The sequence below is a fragment of the Pseudomonas sp. KBS0707 genome (assembly GCF_005937945.2).
GTDB classification, from domain to species: domain Bacteria; phylum Pseudomonadota; class Gammaproteobacteria; order Pseudomonadales; family Pseudomonadaceae; genus Aquipseudomonas; species Aquipseudomonas amygdali.
This window is the reverse complement of record NZ_CP041754.1, coordinates 4,320,896-4,341,019: the sequence shown is the minus strand read 5'-3', so window position 1 is coordinate 4,341,019 and position 20,124 is coordinate 4,320,896. Positions and strand designations below refer to the sequence as shown.

The 20,124-nt window shown below is 58.6% G+C and carries 20 protein-coding genes; 6 read left to right on the top strand and 14 right to left on the bottom strand.

Annotation, left to right across the window (positions count from 1 at the left end):
• Positions 1-222 precede the first annotated feature (222 nt).
• The 3 genes from FFH21_RS20595 (at position 223) to FFH21_RS20585 (ending at position 2,222) form a co-directional block, all read left to right on the top strand.
• Positions 223-534, top strand: coding sequence for a hypothetical protein (locus tag FFH21_RS20595; protein WP_002554750.1), 312 nt, complete (start codon positions 223-225; stop codon positions 532-534).
• 2 nt (positions 535-536) lie between these two features.
• Positions 537-1,400 (top strand): DUF72 domain-containing protein, encoded by an 864-nt coding sequence (locus tag FFH21_RS20590; protein WP_011169309.1) that lies wholly within the window; start codon positions 537-539, stop codon positions 1,398-1,400.
• A 132-nt stretch (positions 1,401-1,532) separates the two neighbouring features.
• Entirely contained in the window at positions 1,533-2,222 is a 690-nt protein-coding gene (locus tag FFH21_RS20585) for an extensin family protein (RefSeq protein WP_004657976.1), read from the top strand.
• Positions 2,223-2,256: 34 nt separating this feature from the next.
• Here FFH21_RS20585 and FFH21_RS20580 read toward each other — a convergent pair whose 3' ends face one another.
• Positions 2,257-2,880 carry a hypothetical protein gene (locus tag FFH21_RS20580; RefSeq protein WP_041924616.1) on the bottom strand — a complete coding sequence of 208 codons (624 nt, stop codon included), beginning with the start codon at positions 2,878-2,880 and terminating at the stop codon, positions 2,257-2,259.
• A 96-nt stretch (positions 2,881-2,976) separates the two neighbouring features.
• Here FFH21_RS20580 and FFH21_RS20575 point away from each other — a divergent pair, with 96 nt between their 5' ends.
• Entirely contained in the window at positions 2,977-3,786 is an 810-nt protein-coding gene (locus FFH21_RS20575) for a class I SAM-dependent methyltransferase (protein WP_004666035.1), read from the top strand.
• Positions 3,787-3,859: 73 nt separating this feature from the next.
• Here FFH21_RS20575 and FFH21_RS20570 read toward each other — a convergent pair whose 3' ends face one another.
• The 6 genes from FFH21_RS20570 to dapE all read right to left on the bottom strand — a co-directional run bounded on the left by FFH21_RS20570 (position 3,860) and on the right by dapE (position 10,203).
• The gene (locus FFH21_RS20570; RefSeq protein WP_011169306.1) at positions 3,860-4,549 is read right to left on the bottom strand and encodes a DUF4197 domain-containing protein; all 690 of its coding nucleotides are present in this window, start codon (positions 4,547-4,549) and stop codon (positions 3,860-3,862) included.
• A 163-nt stretch (positions 4,550-4,712) separates the two neighbouring features.
• Positions 4,713-5,063 carry a YbaY family lipoprotein gene (locus FFH21_RS20565; RefSeq protein ID WP_004666034.1) on the bottom strand — a complete coding sequence of 117 codons (351 nt, stop codon included), beginning with the start codon at positions 5,061-5,063 and terminating at the stop codon, positions 4,713-4,715.
• 116 nt (positions 5,064-5,179) lie between these two features.
• Positions 5,180-7,681, bottom strand: a complete 2,502-nt coding sequence (plsB, locus tag FFH21_RS20560) for a glycerol-3-phosphate 1-O-acyltransferase PlsB (protein ID WP_011169304.1) — start codon at positions 7,679-7,681, stop codon at positions 5,180-5,182.
• A gap of 164 nt (positions 7,682-7,845) precedes the next feature.
• Positions 7,846-8,223 carry a hypothetical protein gene (locus FFH21_RS20555; protein WP_011169303.1) on the bottom strand — a complete coding sequence of 126 codons (378 nt, stop codon included), beginning with the start codon at positions 8,221-8,223 and terminating at the stop codon, positions 7,846-7,848.
• Between the two features lie 19 nt (positions 8,224-8,242).
• Positions 8,243-9,052 (bottom strand): putative RNA methyltransferase, encoded by an 810-nt coding sequence (locus FFH21_RS20550; protein ID WP_002554741.1) that lies wholly within the window; start codon positions 9,050-9,052, stop codon positions 8,243-8,245.
• Entirely contained in the window at positions 9,052-10,203 is a 1,152-nt protein-coding gene (dapE, locus tag FFH21_RS20545) for a succinyl-diaminopimelate desuccinylase (RefSeq protein WP_002554740.1), read from the bottom strand. Before dapE ends, FFH21_RS20550 begins: the two co-directional genes overlap by 1 nt.
• Positions 10,204-10,616: 413 nt before the next feature.
• Here dapE and tcdA point away from each other — a divergent pair, with 413 nt between their 5' ends.
• Complete coding sequence (tcdA, locus tag FFH21_RS20540) at positions 10,617-11,447, top strand: tRNA cyclic N6-threonylcarbamoyladenosine(37) synthase TcdA (protein WP_004666032.1); 831 nt, start codon at positions 10,617-10,619, stop codon at positions 11,445-11,447.
• On the opposite strand, the gene FFH21_RS20535 is transcribed toward tcdA, so the two are convergent.
• The 4 genes from FFH21_RS20535 to FFH21_RS20520 are packed head-to-tail and all read right to left on the bottom strand — an operon-like array spanning position 11,438 to position 14,535.
• Complete coding sequence (locus FFH21_RS20535; RefSeq protein WP_002554738.1) at positions 11,438-11,845, bottom strand: SufE family protein; 408 nt, start codon at positions 11,843-11,845, stop codon at positions 11,438-11,440. The genes tcdA and FFH21_RS20535 overlap by 10 nt on opposite strands.
• On the bottom strand, positions 11,842-13,047 hold the full coding sequence (locus FFH21_RS20530) for an aminotransferase class V-fold PLP-dependent enzyme (protein ID WP_004666031.1): 1,206 nt from the start codon (positions 13,045-13,047) through the stop codon (positions 11,842-11,844). The genes FFH21_RS20535 and FFH21_RS20530 overlap by 4 nt, the downstream gene beginning before the upstream one ends.
• A gap of 58 nt (positions 13,048-13,105) precedes the next feature.
• Complete coding sequence (gene dapD, locus FFH21_RS20525) at positions 13,106-14,140, bottom strand: 2,3,4,5-tetrahydropyridine-2,6-dicarboxylate N-succinyltransferase (protein WP_002554736.1); 1,035 nt, start codon at positions 14,138-14,140, stop codon at positions 13,106-13,108.
• Between the two features lie 47 nt (positions 14,141-14,187).
• Positions 14,188-14,535, bottom strand: a complete 348-nt coding sequence (locus FFH21_RS20520) for an ArsC family reductase (protein WP_004657964.1) — start codon at positions 14,533-14,535, stop codon at positions 14,188-14,190.
• A gap of 233 nt (positions 14,536-14,768) precedes the next feature.
• On the opposite strand from FFH21_RS20520, the gene FFH21_RS30045 reads away from it, so the two are divergent.
• Positions 14,769-14,999 carry a hypothetical protein gene (locus FFH21_RS30045; RefSeq protein ID WP_004657963.1) on the top strand — a complete coding sequence of 77 codons (231 nt, stop codon included), beginning with the start codon at positions 14,769-14,771 and terminating at the stop codon, positions 14,997-14,999.
• A gap of 159 nt (positions 15,000-15,158) precedes the next feature.
• On the opposite strand, the gene FFH21_RS20510 is transcribed toward FFH21_RS30045, so the two are convergent.
• The 3 genes from FFH21_RS20510 to FFH21_RS20500 form a co-directional block, all read right to left on the bottom strand.
• The gene (locus tag FFH21_RS20510; protein WP_004666030.1) at positions 15,159-16,004 is read right to left on the bottom strand and encodes a matrixin family metalloprotease; all 846 of its coding nucleotides are present in this window, start codon (positions 16,002-16,004) and stop codon (positions 15,159-15,161) included.
• Positions 16,005-16,138: 134 nt separating this feature from the next.
• Complete coding sequence (gene dapC / locus FFH21_RS20505; RefSeq protein WP_011169299.1) at positions 16,139-17,332, bottom strand: succinyldiaminopimelate transaminase; 1,194 nt, start codon at positions 17,330-17,332, stop codon at positions 16,139-16,141.
• A gap of 51 nt (positions 17,333-17,383) precedes the next feature.
• Positions 17,384-20,080 (bottom strand): [protein-PII] uridylyltransferase, encoded by a 2,697-nt coding sequence (locus tag FFH21_RS20500; RefSeq protein WP_004667439.1) that lies wholly within the window; start codon positions 20,078-20,080, stop codon positions 17,384-17,386.
• Positions 20,081-20,124 lie beyond the last annotated feature (44 nt).

Here is a 20,124-nt window from a genome sequence, read left to right as displayed (position 1 = left end):
GGCACGCCACAGTGTTCTGCTGTCGTGCCTGTCCAAGTCTTGCTATTCCGTCTATAGCTGGAAAAATATCAATTCGCCATCTACCGTTTATCGTCTGAATGGTCTTTAATCTCATTTGGCGAAAACAATTTGCAATATGTGTGGTCTAGTTATCGTTAAGCAATTTGCGAACTACAAGGCAGTAACGCTAAATTGCCACTATCGACGCCGAGTATATAATCGATGCGCATAGACGGAACCTCATCACGCTCTTACCCCATCAAGCGCAAGCCGCAGAAAACGCCTTCGACCGTTGAAGGCTCTTTCGAGGAAGTCGTAGTTGATGCCGAGTTGCCGCCGCCTCCGGCGCAGGCTCGTCGCGATGCGGGTGATTCACCGATTGGCAGCACTGCCAATGTACCTGCGCGTCCGCAAGACATCATTTTCCCGCGCTCCATGAGCTCTCGTGTCGCTCACGCACTGGCCAGCTACCTGACCACCGCCAGCTTTGTCGATTGGGACCTTGAAGTATCGGGGCTCGATCTTCACGTTTGACTGTGTCTCGCCTGCCTTACTACCTCGGTTGTCCGTCATGGAGTGAAAACGCCTGGCGAGACTCGTTGTACCCGGAAGACGCCCGCCCCAATGATTTCCTGAATCTCTACACTCAGGTATTCAACGCTGTCGAAGGCAACACCACATTCTATGCCCGTCCCGCTGCCACAACGGTGCAACGCTGGGCGGAAATAATGCCTGCCGATTTTCGTTTCACTGCGAAATTTCACAAAGACATCAGCCACAACGGCGACCTGCGTGATCAGGTGGGTGCCGCCGAGGAATTCATCCGTCTGCTCGCGCCGTTGGGTGAGCGGATTGCGCCATTCTGGCTTCAGTTGCCCGCCAGCTTCACACCGCAGCGCCTTGCCGAGTTGGTCGGGTTCCTCGATGAACTCAATGTGCCTTTGGCTGTGGAAGTGCGCAACATGGCCTTTTTCATGAAAGGTGACGAAGAACGCATGCTCAACCGCCTGCTGCTGGATCGAGGCGTCGAGCGCATCTGTCTCGACCCCCGGGCATTGTTCAGCTGTGTATCGAGCGATCCCGCAGTCCTGCACGCGCAATCGAAAAAGCCCAAGGTGCCGCCTCGTCCGGCTGCGCTGACGCTGTTTCCCCAGGTCCGTTTCATCGGCGGTCCTGACCTGGAGGCCAATGATCAGTTTTTGGTGCAGTGGGTGGAAAAGGTCGCCGTGTGGATCGAAGAGGGGCGCACGCCTTATGTCTTCCTGCACACCCCGGACAACGTCAGGGCTGCCGAGCAGGCCATGCGCTTTCACCAGCAACTGATGGCGCGATTGCCTGGCTTGCCGGCATTGTTTGAGCTGGATCGTGGGCCTCAGGTGGAACAGTTGGGCTTGCTCTGAGGTCTTCCAGAGGGGGCTGACAGAGCCCGACCTTGTGGAGAGCCCGCTTATGGATTCGCAACTGCGCTATTTGCCACCCATTTACAAACCTTTCGTCAAATCCATCCCTGTTGTATGGGGCCTGGGCTGAGCATGCGTGTGTTGCTGGTATTCCTGCTGATCTGTGTAATGGGGGCGTTCGCAGTCTGGCGCGGCTGGGTCGATGTACCTGCGCGCTGGAACCCCTGGACGCCGCTGGATGTGCGGGCCGAGCCCAACTTTCTGATGTCTTACAAGCTGTCACGACTGCAGAACGACCCTGCGCTGTGCGACCAGGTGCTGAGTACGTCCGGGCTGCGTTTCAGTCGTCAAGCCGACAGTGAACCTTCTGCTCGCTGCCCTCTGGAAAATACCCTGCGCATTCAGGGCGGCGACGTGGTGCTGAGCAGCAGCTTCCTGGCCAGTTGCCCATTGGCGGTGGCCTATGCGCTGTTCGATATCCACACCTTGCAGCCCGCTGCCCAAGCGGTTTTCGGCCAGCGGGTAGCGCGGATCGATCACTTGGGCAGCTTTGCCTGCCGCAATATCTACAATCGCGCCAACGGCCGGCTCAGTCAGCACGCGACCGCCAATGCACTGGATATGGCAGGTTTTCGCCTCGCAGACGGTCAGCGCATCGGTGTTCTCAAGGACTGGAACGACGAAGGGGACAAGGGGCGTTTTCTGAGGCTGTTACGTGACGGCGCCTGCAAAAACTTCAGTACGGTGCTCGGGCCTGAGTACAACGCGGCGCATCGCGATCATTTTCACGTTGATATGGGGCGCTGGTCGGTGTGTAGGTAGCGAGCCTGTAAGCTGCCGGCAAGAGCGTTGGGGCTTATGCCGCCATCCGCAGATTCTGCAGGATCAGCGGGCGAGCCCAGCCGTTCTCGTAGTCGAACTGGCGTTGTTGGGCAGCAATGGTCTGCTCATCCAGGGGCAGGGCAGGCTTGTCGGCCAGTTCCCATTCGAATTCGGCGATTGGCAGGTGCAATGGGCGCGGTTGAGGGCCGGGGCCCGGGTTGACGCTGTCGCTGTACGGGTTCAGAACGGTAGGGCGTACCCAGTGGCTCTCGAATTCCAGATGACGTTGTTGTTCGATCAGCTCAGCCATGCTGAAGGGCTCGGCAGGCGGCGGCAGCAAGTCAAGGTCGAACTCGGCAATCGGCAGGAACAGCGGCTCAGGTGGCTTGACCTCGGTGTCGGTGACCGGGCAGGCACGTTGCTCGACAATCTTGCTCAGGGTTTTTGCGCCAGCGACCGGTTCGCCTGTTTCAACATCCACTTCAACGGCCGTCGGGTGCACCGGCACGGGAGTGCTTTCACTGACCTGATCCGCCATCGCTCGGGCAAATGCATCCGACCACAGCTGCGTCACACCACCCAGTGTGCGGCTGTTGCGAACGCTAAAGTCGCCTGAGTGCGACAAATAGCCGATGGATGATTGAGCAATCTCTGACATAGCGATCAGTACTGGCCTTGGGTCTGGCAAAATGCCGGATACTTGGTTATCGGCAGACTTTGCCGATCATTAACAATTTTTGAGTGTGTGGGCGTAATGATTGAGCAGCAAACAGGCAGTCGTATCCGGGTCGAAGCGCTCGCGGTCGCAGGGCAGGAGCAGGCGGAGCATTGGGCGCAGCGTCTAGGCTTGCCGTTGCACGACGCGGAAGCTGATTTTGCGTTGCAATCGACCGACGATGGCCTGCAATTGCAGCAGTTGGGCGACGATGCGCCTGGCGCTGTGCGAGTTGATTTTGTCGAGGGTGCAGTGGCACATCGTCGTCTGTTTGGCGGTGGCACCGGGCAAATGATTGCCAAGGCCGTCGGTATTCAGCCAGGCGTTCGTCCCAGCGTGCTGGATGCCACGGCAGGTTTGGGCAAGGATGCGTTCGTGCTGGCAAGTCTTGGTTGCGAGCTGAGCCTGATCGAGCGTCAGCCGATTATTGCTGCACTGCTGGAAGACGGTCTGGCGCGCGGACGCGATGATCGTGATGTGGGTTCGATTGTTGCCCGGATGCATTTGTTGACCGGCAACTCCATTGAAATCATTCGTGGCTGGACAGCGGAGCCGCCGCAGGTCATTTACCTCGACCCGATGTTCCCGCATCGGGAAAAAAACGCTCTGGTCAAAAAGGAAATGCGCCTGTTCCGGCCTCTGGTCGGCGATGACATGGATGCGCCTGCATTGCTGGAAGCGGCTCTTGCGCTTGCCACCCACCGTGTTGTGGTCAAACGCCCGCGCAAGGCCCCCTGCATTGACGGGCCAAAGCCAGGTTATGCGCTGGATGGAAAATCCAGCCGCTACGACATCTACCCGAAGAAGGCCTTGAAGCCTAAGGCAGTCACAGACGATAGCGGTGCATAGCGCCTGTAGCGTCGACGGCCTGAGCCCGAATCAAACGCAGATGCGCCCGTGAATACAGGCGCTAACCCTGCACTCAAAGCGCGCTAAATACCTTCTTCGCCAGGCCTGTAGCGGCCGCCGCCGGGTTGGCGCGAATACTTTCTTCCTGTTTTGCAATCATCTCGAACAGCCCGTTCAGCGCTTGTTCGGTCACGTAGCTTTCAAGGTTGGCATTTTTGCTGTCCAGCGCGCCAAATGCCGCCGCCTTGCCAGCGAATGCGTTGTACTTCTGTGCCAGACCGACTTGATCGGTAGATTTCTTGACGATAGGCAGGAATTTGGCGCGGATCTGTTCGCGGCTGGTGCTGTTGAGGTACTGGGTGGCCGAGTCCTTCCCGCCGCTTAAAATGGCCTTGGCGTCGGTCACGCTCATCTTTTTCACGGCGTCTACCAACAACGCCTGAGCCTGAGGCACTGCAGCTTCGGCGGCCTGGTTCATGCTGGTTTCCAGCTGATCGACCTGAGCACCCATGCCAAGCATTTTCATTTTTTTCGCGACCTGACCGAGTTTGCCTGGCAGCTCGATACGCACCGCTTCATTCTTGCTGAAACCGCCGGGAACACCGAGCTGTTTGACCGCGACCTGTGCGCCTTGGGTCAGCGCGTCTTTGAGACCACCGGTCGCATCCGATTGCGAGAGGTCGTTCAGCGACAGGGCGAAGACGTTGGCCGACAGCAGCAGACCGGCGCATAGACCAGCGAAGGTGAACGAAAAGCGAGGCATGAGAGCGTCCTTGTGAGAAGTGGGTACGGGATCAAGCGTATCAGGAACTTGCGGTATCCACCCGAAGCCTGAAAGAAACAGTGCTGTTTAGTGCCGATGGAAATGATGCGGCGTGCAACAACAAAAACGCGCCGTTGATGAAAGCCTTCGCAGCAAAGAACAATCAACCGTTCACTTGAATGACCTTGATCTTCAGACCGCTCTGGTCCTGATCGGTCAGTTCAACGGGATGAACAGTGTCGTTGATCCAGACAAGTTTGCCTTCATGTTCGATTCGTGCCGACAGTGCATAGGTATGACCCTGAACAGGATAACGACCTGCGACATAGCCCAGTTCAAACGGCAATGGCACTTGCTGGGTAATCTGTGTTTCGCGGGCGTCAATGACAGTGGCTGGCGCGTCAGCCAGGTTGATGTCACTCAGGGTGACAGTCAACCTACAGCCAGTTGGCAGAGAGCGGCGTGGCAGGTAATAAACTTCACCCTGAAGACGTACCAGGGGTTCGCTGGACATTTCAATTTCCTTATTGAGTGTGATGAGTACCAGTCATGGGTACAAACCACACCTTAGCAGCGGCCGGAGAGCATAAAACACGTGCCTAAATATCCCCGGCTAATTGCGGAAAAGCCCTACGCTACCCCTTCACCATTTCCCGCATCCTGCTCTTCTTCATTGCTGTGTAACGCCACTTGCCGTATCGACAGACGGATTTCGGCCGGCAACACCCGCTTGGCCGCACCTTCTGCCAGTTCGCCCAGCATCGGGTGATAGCTCAGCTTGCCGGCGCTGTCCTTGCGCAGCACGCCCAGGTCCAGCAAGGTCTGGATGAAGTGCCTGAATAGACTCTTGTCGAAGAACTCTGGTGCATTAAGGCCATGCAGAATAGACAGGCGCTGGGCCATGACCGTACACAGGTCTTCCAGCTGCTCGGCGCTCAACGTGTTCTGTCCACTGTTGAGTAACAAGGCGATTGCCATGTAGAAGCGCTGCAGGGTCTGCGCGATGGCCCGTGACAACAAGGTCAGCAGCACGAACTCGCGGGAGCTGGGCTCCGGACGCACATAGACGTCCTTTTTGAAGCGCAGCAAGCCTTGCTCGACGAACGCAGCCAGCCATTGATCGACCACCTCATCCAGCTCGCTCAGCGGCCAGCGAATGAACAATTCAGATTGCAGGAATGGGTACAGCGCACGCGTGTAGCGCAGGATCTGTTCGCGGCTCATGCGCGACGAGCTCTGGAAAAAGCTGGCCAGCAGTGAGGGCAGGGCAAAGATGTGCAGGACGTTGTTGCGGTAGTACGTCATCAGGACTGCATTCTGTTCGTTGAGGTACAGAATTTTGCCCAATGCATCTTTTTGTTCGGCGAGCAGGTCCATGCCTTTGACGTGCTCGATCAGCGAGCGCCCGTCGCCTTCCGGCAACGTGGTGTGCGGCGAGTAAGGTACGGCGCGCAGCAGCGTCAGGTAAAGGTCGAGAACACGCTCCATGGCCTGATCGTCCAGCGCCAGCCTTTGCGTTGACAGCAAGGCCACAGCAACCAGGTTCATCGGGTTGACGGCGGCGGCTTCATTCAGGTGCTGGGCCACACGTTCACCCAGCCTATGAGTGGTTTCGCTCAGCCATTCCGGGCGAAATTGCGGTGCCAGCGCCTGCTCGCGCCAGTCCGGTTGTTCGCCGTCAAGGAATTCGGCCAGCTTGATGGGGGCACCGAAGTTCACCGATACCTGGCCGAAACGCTGCTTCAGCGCACCGATGACTTTGAATATGTCGAAGATCGACTCTTTCTTCTTGGTCGCTCCGCGCAATTCGCCCAGATAGGTACGGCCTTCCAGCACGCGCTCATAGCCGATGTACAACGGAACGAACACAATCGGCATCCGCGAGTTGCGCAGGAAGCTGCGCAGGGTGATGGCGAGCATGCCGGTTTTCGGTTGCAACATGCGCCCGGTCCGCGAGCGACCGCCTTCGACAAAGTATTCGACCGGGAATCCTTTGATGAACAGCGTGTGCAGGTACTCGGTGAAAACCGCTGTATACAGCGGGTTGCCCTTGAATGTGCGGCGCATGAAAAACGCCCCGCCACGGCGCAGCAGGCTGCCGACGACCGGCATGTTCAAGTTGATGCCGGCAGCGATGTGCGGCGGCGTGAGCCCGTTGCAAAACAACAGATAGGACAGCAGCAGGTAATCGATATGGCTGCGGTGGCAAGGGACGTAAATGACTTCATGCCCTGGCGCCACTTCCTGCACGCCTTCGATGTGGCTGACTTTGATGCCGTCGTAAATCTTGTTCCAGAACCAGCTGAGGACGACTTCCATGAAGCGGATGACGGAATAGGTATAGTCCGAGGCGATCTCGTTGCCGTAGCTCAGCGCCCGGTCCCGTGCCTTGTCCTGCGTGATGTTCTCACGTTCGGCTTCTTCGATGATCGCCTGCTTGACCAGCGGCTCGTCCAGCAGCCCTTTGACCACGGTGCGCCGGTGCGAAACGTCCGGGCCGATGACCGCGCTTTTCAGGTTGCGAAAGTGCACGCGCAGCAGACGCTGGGTCATGCGCAGGGTAAGTTCGTAACCTTTGTTTTCACCCACCAGCTCGCGCATGTGAATGGGCGCGGAAAACTGTACACGGGTCTTGCGACCCAGAATCAGAATGCTGACCAGGCGGCGCAACCGGCCGGTCACGGCCCAGCTGTCGGCGAACAGCAGTTTCCAGGCGCTGGACTCGCGGTCAGGTGACTGGCCCCAGAACACGCTGACCGGGATGATCTGCGCATCTTCGCCGGGGTTCTGGCTCACGGCTGCGACCAGACGCTCCAGTGTCGGCGGTGCGCCGCGCTTGTCCTGGCGGCCAAGCCAGTCAGGCGCCGGAGTCAGGTAAAAGAATGCAGCTGGCTCTATCAGGTTGCCGACCGCTACCGACAATACGGGACGAGGCAGGCCAGCCTTGCGACATTCGGTGTCGATCACCGCCAGATCGCTGATCGACGGCGACTGCAGGGCATAGAACACCGGACGGCTACGGTCCAGGTTGAGCGTAAAAGACGACTGATTGATGGTTTCCGAGCGCACCCAGAGATACAACAATCGGCGCAGGGTGCCGAACACAAGACGACGGAACGGAGAACGGGTCATACGGCTTCTGCTGAGTAAGGGACGGGCGACTGCCCGAGATGGGCGTCAGTGTGACGTATCCCGAAGCGATCGGCAAAAAGCCTGGTGTTTGTAGAAGAGTAAAGACTGAGCGGCCACCTTCGAGAGCCACGACGGCACATCCTGATGCCGTCGCTGCAAAAGGCTTACGAGGTGCGCCAGGTGATTTCTTCCTCGCCATCGGCGCTGACGCGTATCCAGCGGTCGGCGGTTTCATCGCTTTCTTCTTCAACCCAGGTGCCGGGTGCGCAGCGCACTTCGACGTTCAAGGCTTTGAATGCCGCACGGGCGCAGGCAATGTCGTCTTCCCACGGGGTCTGATCGCTGTCCAGATGCAGACTGTTCCATTTACCGACTGCTTTGGGCAGCCAGGTTATGGTCACATTGCCGGCCTTGCACTTCCAGGTCTGGCCTTTCTGGTTCCAGTCACTGCACGGGCCCAGGGCGACGCTCAACCATTGGGCGATGGCCTTGTGGTCGACGTCTTCGTCTTTCAGGTAAATCTCGATATCGGGTTGGCGCATGGGTGCCTCTGTTGAATGCTTATTGCAGCACGAAATAATCGTAGCGCATGGAAACGGTGACCTTGAAAGGTCCTGATTGCTCAATGACGGCAGTCCGGCGCTCGGCGCTGGCGCGCCACCCGTGAGGCGTCATGGCCAGCAGATCGGCACGGGACTGGCCGTCGATCAGCTTCAGCGTATAGCGCAGGGTCTCGCTGTGTTGCAACTGCATGCCGGGTGGCACCAGAGACAGGTGCTTGTCGTCGGCATAATCGCGGACCTCATCATAAAGCTGCTGACGCAGTTCCATGAGATGTTCGCTGGTCGGGCCGACCCGCATCAATCCGCCGCCAGGCGTCAGCAAGCGCTTGGCTTCAAGCCAGTCCAGCGGGCTGAACACACTGGCCAGAAACTGACAGCTGGCATCCGGCAAGGGAACACGGGCCATGCTGGCAACCATCCAGGTCAGCCTGGGGTCACGACGGCAGGCGCGTTTCACGGCTTCGCGGGAGATGTCCAGCGCATAGCCGTCGGCATGGGGCAGGGCCTCGGCTATCTGCGCGGTGTAATAACCTTCGCCGCAGCCGATGTCCAGCCAGTGCGCGGGGGAGCGCTCGGCGGCCAGTTCAGCCAGCCGCCGGGCTACCGGGGCGTAATGCCCGGCGTTGAGGAAGTCCCGCCGTGCTTCAACCATGGCCTGATTGTCGCCGGGGTCGCGGCTGTTCTTGTGCTGCACCGGCAACAGGTTCAGATACCCCTGACGTGCACGGTCGAAGCGGTGGTTGGCCGGGCATACCACGCCGTTGTCGGCGGTACTGAGCGGCGCAGAGCAGATCGGGCAGGTCAGCATCAGGCGAGCAACTTGACCAGGGTCTGGTAGTAGATCTCGGTCAGCACGTCGAGATCGCTGGCCAGAATCCGCTCGTTGACCTGGTGAATCGTCGCGTTGACCGGCCCCAGTTCAACCACTTGCGTACCCAGGGTCGCGATGAAACGGCCGTCGGAGGTTCCGCCGCTGGTCGAGGCTTTGGTGTCACGGCCCGTGACGCTTTTGATGCTGGACGACACGGCGTCCAGCAATGCGCCCGGCTCGGTCAGGAACGGCAGGCCGGACAACGCCCAGTTCACATGCCAGTCCAGCTCATGCTTGTCGAGGATGGCGGCGACACGCTGCTGCAAGCCTTCGACGGTCGACTCGGTCGAAAAACGGAAGTTGAATACTGCCACCAGATCACCCGGGATGACATTGGTTGCACCCGTGCCGGCGTTCAGGTTGGAGATCTGGAAGCTGGTTGGCGGGAAGAAATCGTTGCCATGGTCCCAGTGCTCTGCAGCCAGTTCGGCAAGTGCCGGAACTGCAAGGTGAATAGGGTTCTTCGCCAGATGCGGGTAAGCCACATGGCCCTGTTTGCCGCGCACGGTGAGGGTGGCGCCCAGCGAGCCACGACGCCCGTTCTTGACCACATCGCCCACCAGCGTGGTGCTCGAAGGTTCGCCGACGATGCACCAGTCCAGACGCTCCTTGCGCGCTGCCAGACGTTCGACGACAGCCTTGGTACCGTGGTGCGCCGGGCCTTCTTCGTCACTGGTGATCAGGAATGCCACCGAACCCTTGTGATTCGGGTGATCGGCTACAAAGCGCTCGGCGGCCACGAGCATGGCTGCCAGGCTGCCTTTCATGTCCGCTGCACCGCGTCCGCAGAGCATGCCGTGCTCGTCGATCAACGCATCGAACGGGTCGTTCTGCCAGTTCTCCACCGGGCCGGTAGGGACCACGTCCGTATGACCTGCGAAACACAGTACCGGGCCGTCGGTAGTGCCGTGTGTGGCCCAGAAGTTATCGACGTCTTCGATACGCATGGGCTCCAGCTTGAAGCCGGCATTGCCCAGGCGTTGCATCATCACTGCCTGACAGTCGGCATCGACCGGCGTCACTGATGGGCGGCGGATCAGATCGCAGGCAAGTTGAAGGGTGGGCGACAGGTCGGTAGGGGCAGTCATGTACAGAACTCCGGTAGCAAGACTTTGGGCGCGAAAAGGCGGATATCTTAAAGCAAAACGACGACCTGGGGCCGTCGTTTATTGTGTGCTGTGGATATGTCAAGCAGTCGACAGCGCAGGGCGGGTCGCGTGAGCAGACAGGACGGCCATAATGATGGCTGCCAGATAAGGGAGGGATTGTGCGAACAGCATGGCTATCCAGAATCTCGGGCCCGGACCGGAAGTCTCGTCTCTTATTTGCTCGCGGGTCGGACAAATATGTTTGTAGAGGCTTTGTGCGGAGCGAAAGGGGTTATATGAGAGGCCCGAGATAGTTTTTGCCCCATCAGCCCTGATTTCGACGGGGCGACAAGCCGGGTGCCTTAACCCCCTACAAACCCCTATAATGCGCGCCGGTTTTTGAGGTATTGATCATGAGCGCAGAAGATCCACGTTTCGCTGGCATCGCCCGTTTGTACGGCATTGAAGGCCTGGCGCGCCTGCGCGCGGCTCATGTGGCAGTGGTCGGTATCGGCGGCGTGGGCTCGTGGGCGGCGGAAGCCATGGCACGCAGTGGTGTGGGCGAGATTTCGCTGTTTGACATGGACGACGTCTGTGTCAGCAACAGCAACCGCCAATTGCATGCACTGGGCAGCACAGTCGGTCGGCCGAAGGTTGAAGTGATGGCCGAGCGGATTCGCGCGATCAATCCTGATTGCATCGTGCATGCGGTTTCTGATTTCGTGACCCGCGACACGATGGCTGAGTGCATCACCCCGGACATGGATTTCGTGATCGACTGTATCGACAGCGTCAACGCCAAGGCAGCACTGATTTCGTGGTGTAAGCGGCGCAAGATCCAGATGGTCACCACCGGTGGTGCCGGTGGGCAGATTGATCCGACCCTGATTCAGATCGCCGACTTGAACCGCACGTTCAACGACCCGCTGGCCTCCAAGGTACGTTCCACCTTGCGTCGCGACTATGGCTTTTCACGCACGCCCAACCGCCACTACAGCGTGCCTTGCGTGTTCTCCAGCGAACAGCTGCGCTATCCCAAGCCTGATGGCAGTATTTGCCTGGAAAAGAAGTTCGTCGGTGAGGGTGTAAAGCTCGACTGTGCAGGCGGCTTCGGCGCGGTGATGATGGTCACTGCCACGTTCGGCATGGTCGCCGCCACGCGTGCAGTGGACAAGCTGGTTGCAGGTGCGCGACGGCCTTCGGAGCGGGTCAAGCCAGCGGTTGCAACGCCCGATCAGGCTTGAGTCAGCTGACGCATCTTCTGTAGCACGGCATTCAGGCCGTTGCTGCGTGACGGTGAGAGCTGGCGACCAAGGCCCAACTGATCGAACCAGTCAGACAAGTCCACGGCTTCCAGCTCCGGGGCCGACAGACCGTTAACGCGGGCCAGCAGTAGCGCCACCAGACCTCGAATCAGCCGGGCGTCGCTGCTGGCCCGGAACAGCCAGGCTCCTGCGCTGACTTCGCCCGTCAGCCAGACCTTGCTTTCACAGCCGTGTACCAGATTGTCGTCCGTCTTTTCTTCGTCGCTCAACGAGGGGAGGCGATCCCCCCATTGCATGAGCAGGCGTGCGCGCTGTTCCCAGCTCTGTGGCTGGGAAAAGCTGTCGAGCGCGGTCTGCGCCAATGCGGGGAGAGTCATCGAAGCAGCTCCAGTGCCTGATCCAGTGCGCTGAAAAACCGCAGCAAGTCATCTGAATCATTGTAGAGCGCAAGTGAAACACGAATTGCGCTGGGCAGACCGAGTGTATCGAACAGTGGCATCGCGCAGTGACGACCAGCGCGCACGGCAATACCCTGTTCGGTCAGCAGATGAGCCAGATCGGCGTTGTGTATGCCGTCCACGACGAAACTGGCCAGTGCCAGGTCCGGAGAGCCTAATACCTGAATACCTTCACGCCTTTGCAGGCCTTCAAGCAGGCGACGGTGCAGATTTGCTTCGTGTTCCGCGACCGCCTGATGATCAAGGCTTTCCAGGTAAGCCAGCGTAGCGCCCAGACCGATCACGCTGGCGATGGGCGGGGTGCCCGCTTCAAAGCCCAGCGGTGCCGGGCGAAATTTCGCGTGTTGATAATCGGCGGTCAGCACCATCTCGCCGCCGAACTGCCAGTGCGTCAGGTTCGGTAGCGCGTCGTTGCGTCCGTACAGCACACCTAGCCCTTCCGGACCATAAAGCTTGTGGCTGGAAAACACATAAAAGTCGCAGCCCAGTGCCTGTACATCGTGGCGTCCATGCACCACACCTTGTGATCCGTCCACGACCGTGAGCGCGCCTTGCGCTTTCGCCAGTGCGATAAGGCGGGCGAGCGGCTGCCAGGTGCCGAGCACGTTGGACAGCTGACTGACTGCGAGCAGACGCGTACGAGGGCCGATCAGACTGGCCGCAGCATGGCAGTCGATTACACCATCGGGATCTAGCGGCAGTATCACCAGTTTCAGGCCGCGGCGCTGAGCCAGTTGCTGCCACGGCAGCAGGTTGGCGTGATGTTCCAGTGCGCTAATGGCGATCTCGTCGCCCGCAGTGAAACTATGCTCCAGCCCATAGGCCAGCAGGTTGAGCGCAGAAGTGGCCCCGTGGGTAAAGATGATTTGTCCGCTCTCGCCGGCATTCAGCCAGTGCGCGGCCTTGCCACGGCTGGCTTCAAACGCCTGGGTGGCGTGTGCGCCCGGCAGATGCTGGGCACGATGCACGTTGGCCGCACCGTTGACGTAGTAATGAGTCAGGGCATCGATCAGCGCCTGGGGTTTTTGCGTGGTGGCGGCGTTGTCCAGATAGGTCTGGCCTTGCCGTTGCAGGGCGGCGATAGCGGGGAAGTCGCCACGCCAGGGAGAAATGAGGGGCATTGTTCGTCCAGCGTGTGGAGGCGGGTTCAAGGCCGCAGCCTTGAACCCGCACACAGCATCAGTTATGAGCGTGCAGTGCTTCGTTCAGCTCGATGGCCGACTTGTGGGTTTTGCATTCCACTGCGCCGGTCTGCGAGTTGCGACGGAACAACAGGTCGTTCTGGCCTGCCAGCTCGCGTGCCTTGACGATCTTGACCAGTTCGTTGTTTTCATCGAGCAGCGCGACCTTGGTGCCGGCGGTCACATACAGACCCGATTCCACGGTATTGCGATCGCCCAGCGGAATACCGATGCCGGCGTTGGCACCGATCAGGCAGCCTTCGCCAACCTTGATGATGATGTTGCCGCCACCCGACAGCGTACCCATGGTCGAGCAGCCGCCACCCAGATCCGAGCCCTTGCCGACGAATACGCCTGCAGAAACGCGGCCTTCGATCATGCCCGGGCCTTCGGTGCCGCCATTGAAGTTGACGAAGCCTTCGTGCATGACGGTGGTGCCTTCGCCGATGTAAGCGCCCAGACGTACGCGAGCACTGTCAGCGATACGAACGCCGCTCGGTACGACGTAGTCGGTCATTTTCGGGAATTTGTCGACCGAGAACACTTCCAGCAGTTCGCCTTTAAGGCGTGCTTCAAGCTGACGTTCGGCCAGTTCGGCGAGATCGACCGCGCCCTGGCTGGTCCAGGCTACGTTTGGCAGCAACGGGAAGATACCTGCCAGGTTCAGGCCGTGTGGCTTGACCAGGCGATGCGACAGCAGGTGCAGCTTGAGGTAAGCCTCTGGAGTCGACGTCAGGGTTGCGTCTTCAGCCAGCAGGGTGGCAACCAGCGGCTTCTGGCTTTCCGCCAGACGAGTCAGCAGCGCGGCCTGGGTCGCGTCCACGGATTTGACCGCCTCGGCCAGCTTGTATGCCAGGTCTACATTGAAGGTGATTGCCTGATTGCCGTTGGTGTAACCCAGAACAGGCGCGATGGCCGCGACCAGTTCTACGGAAGGATTGATCAGCGGCTGAGCGTAAAATACTTCGAGCCATGAGCCTTGACGATTTTGAGTGCCGACGCCGAAGGCCAGGCTGAACAGGGTAGTGGACATGTAAATACCTCTTGGCTTTATCAAGGGGCTTTCAGTAGCGCTCTGGCTTACTGTAAAGCCGCTGCATACAGGTCGGGCTTGAAGCCGATCAGGGTTTTATTGCCCAGATCAAGCACCGGACGCTTGATCATGGACGGCTGCGCGAGCATCAGTTCTATGGCTTTCGCCTGATCGAGATCGGCCTTTTGTCCGTCATCGAGCTTGCGAAAGGTGGTGCCTGCGCGGTTCAGCACGACCTGCCAGCCGTGATCATTGCACCACTGCGCGAGGTGTTCCCGGTCGATGCCCTGTGTCTTGTAGTCATGAAAATCGTAGCTCACGGAATTATCGTCGAGCCAGGTGCGGGCCTTCTTCATGGTGTCGCAGGCTTTGATGCCAAATAGAGTGTAAGTCATCGTTTTGGGGTGGGGTGGCTGATCTTGCTCGATACTCCCCACTTTCTCTCCTCGCAATTTAGCCGGGTATTATGCCACGTCAGACCGCTTCGTGTTGTGACAGCGCTGGTACAAAGACTGAACAAAAACTAGATAATAACCCTAACTGTCATTAAGAAAACTTCACCCTTCCACGCTTGAGTGGCAAGCCCGGGCGGGCAATTATTGCTTTCCATTTAAAGGCTGGGTGCGTTATGTCTGAACAAGAGAAGAAGCGTCAAGAAGCGCTTGTCCGGCAACGTTATTACAGGGAACGTCAACGTGCCGAGGGATTCAAGCAAAGTACGATCTGGATTCATGGTGAGGCTGAGACGCAAGGCAGGCTGGCCGCACGTGAAGGAAAACCGTTGCTGCCCATGCAGTCCCATGACCCGGTAAGCTGGGCGGTCGGGTGGGTTGCGGAAAAACTGCGAACACGACAGTGACCGGTAGCGCTGTAAAGCCCTCGCGCCACACGGGTGAAGTACGTGGCGCGATCTCTCAAATGCGGTTGCTGGCTAATTCGGCAGGGTAGCGGCCAGCGCATTGCAGGCACTGCTTGCGCATTACTGCCTGACGATCAGTATTTTCTTTACGATGCCTTGTCAGTTCGCCTCGAACTTTGAGTTTTTCCGGTCCCCGTATATGGAACCCATCACTTTGATGTCGTTAGGGCTTAGCGTCTTGCCTGTGTTGATAATTTCAAAGTCGCCAAGGGTCAGGCCGTTGGGAATGTCGTAATGCATGACGGAATCACGATCGTAAGCCGAATGGTAGAAATCAGCAGCTTCGTACTTGTCGAAAAAATTGGTATTGATTTCTTCGTCAGTCAATCCGGATTGTAAAAGCAGAGGGCGTAGAAGCGGTTCGTTCCAGGGGATGTTTGCCTGAGGATGCTGGTGCTCGTGAACTGCTCCCAAGGCGTGCCCGAATTCATGGAGCACGATGCGCGTCAAGTCCGGCATGGGTTTCAGGTCTGCCGTGAACAGCTCCTTGACGTTGAATTCCATGGTGGCTTCATTCTGCTCGGCCAACAGGGCATCAGTCCCTATGGCGCTCCAGTTCAGATGCTCGTTGAAACTGATTCGGATATCGCTGGCCCCGCCTGTCACAAACTCGAATTTCAGATTTATGTGAGGCAGCCATTTCTTTGCAGCTTCGACAACGGGGGTTGTCAGAATGGCAGGAGGGTCTTTCTGAAAAAGCATTTTCAGGGTCCGCCCACATGCCCAGTATTTGCTGAACGAAACCAGAAGACGCGCCATGTGCGTTGATTCTTCGCAGCCATGGCGTGCTCCTGATTCGTCGGCAGGAGTGATTGCTGCGTTGGCGGGGTTTTCGCGAATGGCGGTTTCGTACGAGGCCTGATGATTCGTTGCGCTGCGCATGGCGCAGGATGCAGGCAGCTTCAGGCTCTGTGTGGTGGGTGCGGACATGTGATCGACCTTCATCGTAGTTCGCTTCCTTTCAGGAAGGCTGGAAAATGAAGGTTGAAGGTACGTTTGTGCAAGGTGTAGCAGGTGGTAACTAATTACCCCCGCCACACATCAAAGGCGGCGGGGCTGTCTTCCTGAAGTTTCGCTGTTTATTTGCTCAGGAATGCGCGGATACGTTCGGCGGCTTCGACGCATTCGGCCAGAGGTGCAACGAGCGCCAGGCGAACCCGGCCGGCACCCGGGTTGACGCCATCCACCTCGCGGGAAAGGTACGAACCCGGTACTGCAGTCACATGCTGATCGATGAACAGGTCTCGGCAAAATGCAGCATCATCGGTGCCTACATTCGGCCACAGGTAAAACCCCCCGTCCGGGCGCTGGACGTCGAGCACTGGCGCGAGGATGTCGAGCACAGCATCGAATTTTTCACGGTACAAGTCACGGTTCGCGCGTACGTGCTCCTCGTCATTCCAGGCAGCAATGCTCGCCAGCTGAGTCTGTACCGGCATGGCGCAGCCGTGATACGTGCGATACAGCAGGAAGGCCTTGAGAATGTCGGCATCACCTGACACAAAACCTGAACGCAGGCCCGGCAGGTTGGAGCGCTTGGACAGGCTGTGGAACACCACGCAACGCTTGAAATCCTGGCGACCCAGCTCGACACAGGCGCTGAGCAAGCCAGGCGGTGGAGCCTGCTCATCGAAGTACAGCTCGCTGTAGCATTCGTCCGCAGCAATGACAAAGTCATGTTCGTCGGCCAGGGCGATGAGTTTTTTCAGGGTTTCAACAGGAATCAGTGCTCCGGTCGGGTTACCCGGCGAGCACAGGAACAGGATCTGGCAGCGCTTCCAGGTGTCCGCGCTGACTGCGTCGAAATCGGGATTGAAACCGTTGTCGCTCAGGCATGGCAGATAGTGAGGCTGGGCTCCGGCCAGAAAGGCGGCACCTTCATAGATCTGATAAAACGGGTTCGGGCTGATCACCAGGCCGTCATCGCTACGATTGACTACTGTCTGGGTGAAGGCGAACAGCGCTTCGCGTGTGCCATTGACCGGCAATACATTGCGCGCCGGATCAATCCAGCCCTGTGGTACGCCGAATCGACGGTTGCACCAGCCGGCAATGGCTTCGCGCAGCGCCGGGATACCCAGCGTGGTCGGGTAAACCGCCATCTGATCGAGGTTGTCTGCGAGTGTCTTGGCGACGAAATCGGGTGAGCGGTGTTTCGGCTCACCAATCGACAATGCAACAGGGCGCTTTTCCGGGTTGGGCGTTACGCCGGCCAGCAAGGCGCGCAGCTTCTCGAAAGGGTAAGGCTGAAGCAGTTGCATGGCGTTATTCATGGGGAGTGTTCCTCAATGGACTGCGTTGAGTCGATTCGTTTGGCCGAGTGCTCATATGCTGATTCGCAAATCATGGCCGGGCTCTGAGTTGACGCTCAGTTGCTTGACGATTGCGTCCTGCAGCTGGCTGCACAGCTGTGGGTCGGACAGCGGATGATTATTCGCGTCGGTGATGAAGAACACGTCTTCCACGCGTTCGCCCAGGGTCGCAATCTTGGCATTCTGCAATGACAGATCGAACTCCAGGAATATCTTGCCAATGCGCGCCAGCAGGCCGGGGCGGTCAGGTGCCAGCAGTTCAAGTACCGTCACAGGGCGCTGGGCGTCGTTGTGAATGGTGACTTGCGGTGCGAACGCAAAGTGCTTGAGCTGACGAGGCACGCGGCGCTTGATGATCGTCGGGTAATCATCCGGGTTGCGCAGCGCTTCGGTCAGGCCGTTGCGGATTTCCTGAACGCGTTCCGGGTTGTCGCCGATCGAACCGCCTTCGTTATCGAGGACGATGTAGGTGTCGAGTGTGAATTTGCTGCTGGACGTGATAATGCGCGCGTCATGAATGTTCAGGTTCAACTGGTCCATCGCCGCCACGGTCACAGCGAAGAAATCATGCTGGTCAGGGGCGTAAATGAATATTTGCGTGCCGCCTTCAAATTCCCGCTGAGTGGTTTCCTTGATCAGCACCAGCGGGCCGCCGTCGGCTGGCTGCTGCAGGATGGCATCGCTGTGCCAGGCAACATCGCCAGCGGTGTGACGCAGGAAATAATCGTCTCCCAGCGCTGACCAGAGTTGCTCGACATCGTCAGGGTCGGTGCCGTTGCGTACCAGGATGTCCAGCGCTGCGGTCTGGGTGCGACGAATCTGCTCCTCGCGATCAACGGGGTTTTCCAGGCCGCGGCGCAAGGCGCGCTTGGTTTCGGTGTACAACTGGCGCAGCAGGCTGGCGCGCCACGAATTCCAGAGGGTCGGGTTGGTCGCGTTGATGTCGGCAACGGTCAGCACATACAGATAGTCCAGATGCACTTCGTCGCCAACGAACTGGGCGAAATCGTGGATGACCTGTGGATCTGAAAGGTCCTTGCGCTGTGCTGTGGTCGACATGACCAGATGGTTGCTCACCAGCCAGACAATAAGGCGGGTGTCCCAGTCGGGCAAATGATGGCGCGTACCGAACGCCTGTGCATCTATTGCGCCCAGCTCCGAGTGATCGCCGCCACGGCCCTTGCCAATGTCGTGGTACAGCCCGGCCAGGTAGATCAGCTCCGGCTTTGGCAGGCGAGCCATGATTTTGCTGGCCAGCGGAAATTTTTCGGAGACTTCGGTGTATTGCAGCTTGCGCAGATGCTTGATCAGATTCAGCGTGTGCGCATCGACGGTATAGATGTGGAACAGGTCGTGCTGCATCTGCCCGACGATATGGCCGAATTCCGGCAGATACAGCCCGAGAATGCCGTAGCGGTTCATTCGGCGCAGGTTGCGATGAATGCCTGTCTCGCACTTGAACAGTTCGATGAACAGGCTGGTGTTACGAATATCGTTACGGAAATCATCGTTGATCAGGTGCCGATGTTCACGCAGCAAACGAATGGTGTCGGCGCGCACGCCCTTTATCTCGGGATGCTGGGCCATGAGCACGAAGATCTCGATCATGGCAAACGGGGTGCGCTTGAAGACGTTTGGGTTGGTTGCTTCTATATAGCCGTCGTGCAGCTGGAAGCGCGAATTGATCGGCTGCGCTGTGCCGCTGTCGTCGGAAAGAATCACTTCTTCGAAATGCTGGATGATCAGATCGCTGAGTTCGGCGATGCTCATGACCACGCGGTAATACTTCTGCATGAAGCGCTCGATGGCGAGCTTGGCGTCACTGTCTTCATAGCCCAGCAAACCGGCGATGCGAACCTGATAATCGAACAGAAGCCGATCTTCTGATCGCCCGGCCAGCATGTGCAGCGCATAGCGCACTTTCCAGAGAAACTCCTGGGAGGAGGCCAGCAGGGCGTTTTCGCTGCCCAACAGGAAGCCTTCGCCTGCCAGTGCGTGCAGATTCAGCGTGCCATACTGGCGTCGCGCAACCCACAGAATGGTTTGAATGTCGCGCAGGCCGCCGGGTGAGCCCTTGACGTTGGGTTCCAGGTTGTATTCGGTATCGTTGTACTTGTGATGACGCTTTTTCTGTTCGGCGTGCTTGGCAAGGAAGAACTCCTTGCTAGGCCACATGTGCTCGGTGCTGGTGACTTCCAGCATGCGCTGGCGCAGATGCTCGGGGCCGGCGATGGTGCGGCTTTCCATCAGGTTGGTGATGACAGTCAGGTCGGCACGGCCTTCCTGCGCACATTCATTGACAGAGCGCACGCTTTGCCCGACCTCCAGGCCGATGTCCCAGAGCAGCGTCAGAAACCGCTCGATAGGTTCGCGAAAAACTTCGTGGTCATCACTGTCCAGCAGGATCAGCAGATCAATGTCCGAGTACGGGTGCAGCTCGCCGCGCCCGTAACCGCCCACTGCAAGCAGGGCGATATCGGCGTCTTCGCTCCATTCGAACTGATCCCAGGCCTTCTGCAGGATGTTATCCACAAACCATGCCCGGTCTTCGATCAGTCGCCGAATGTCGCGCCCCGACTTGAAGCGATCATCGAGGACGTCTTTCGCCCTGCGGATAGCCTTCTTGAACGCTGCGATGGGGCTGGCTTTCAAGGCCAGTTCGGCCTGGAACTGGCCACGATCGAACAAGTCTGGATCTACTTGCGGCATGGAGCAGTATTCCTCACGTCGGGTCGGGTGTTCAGTCGTGCAGC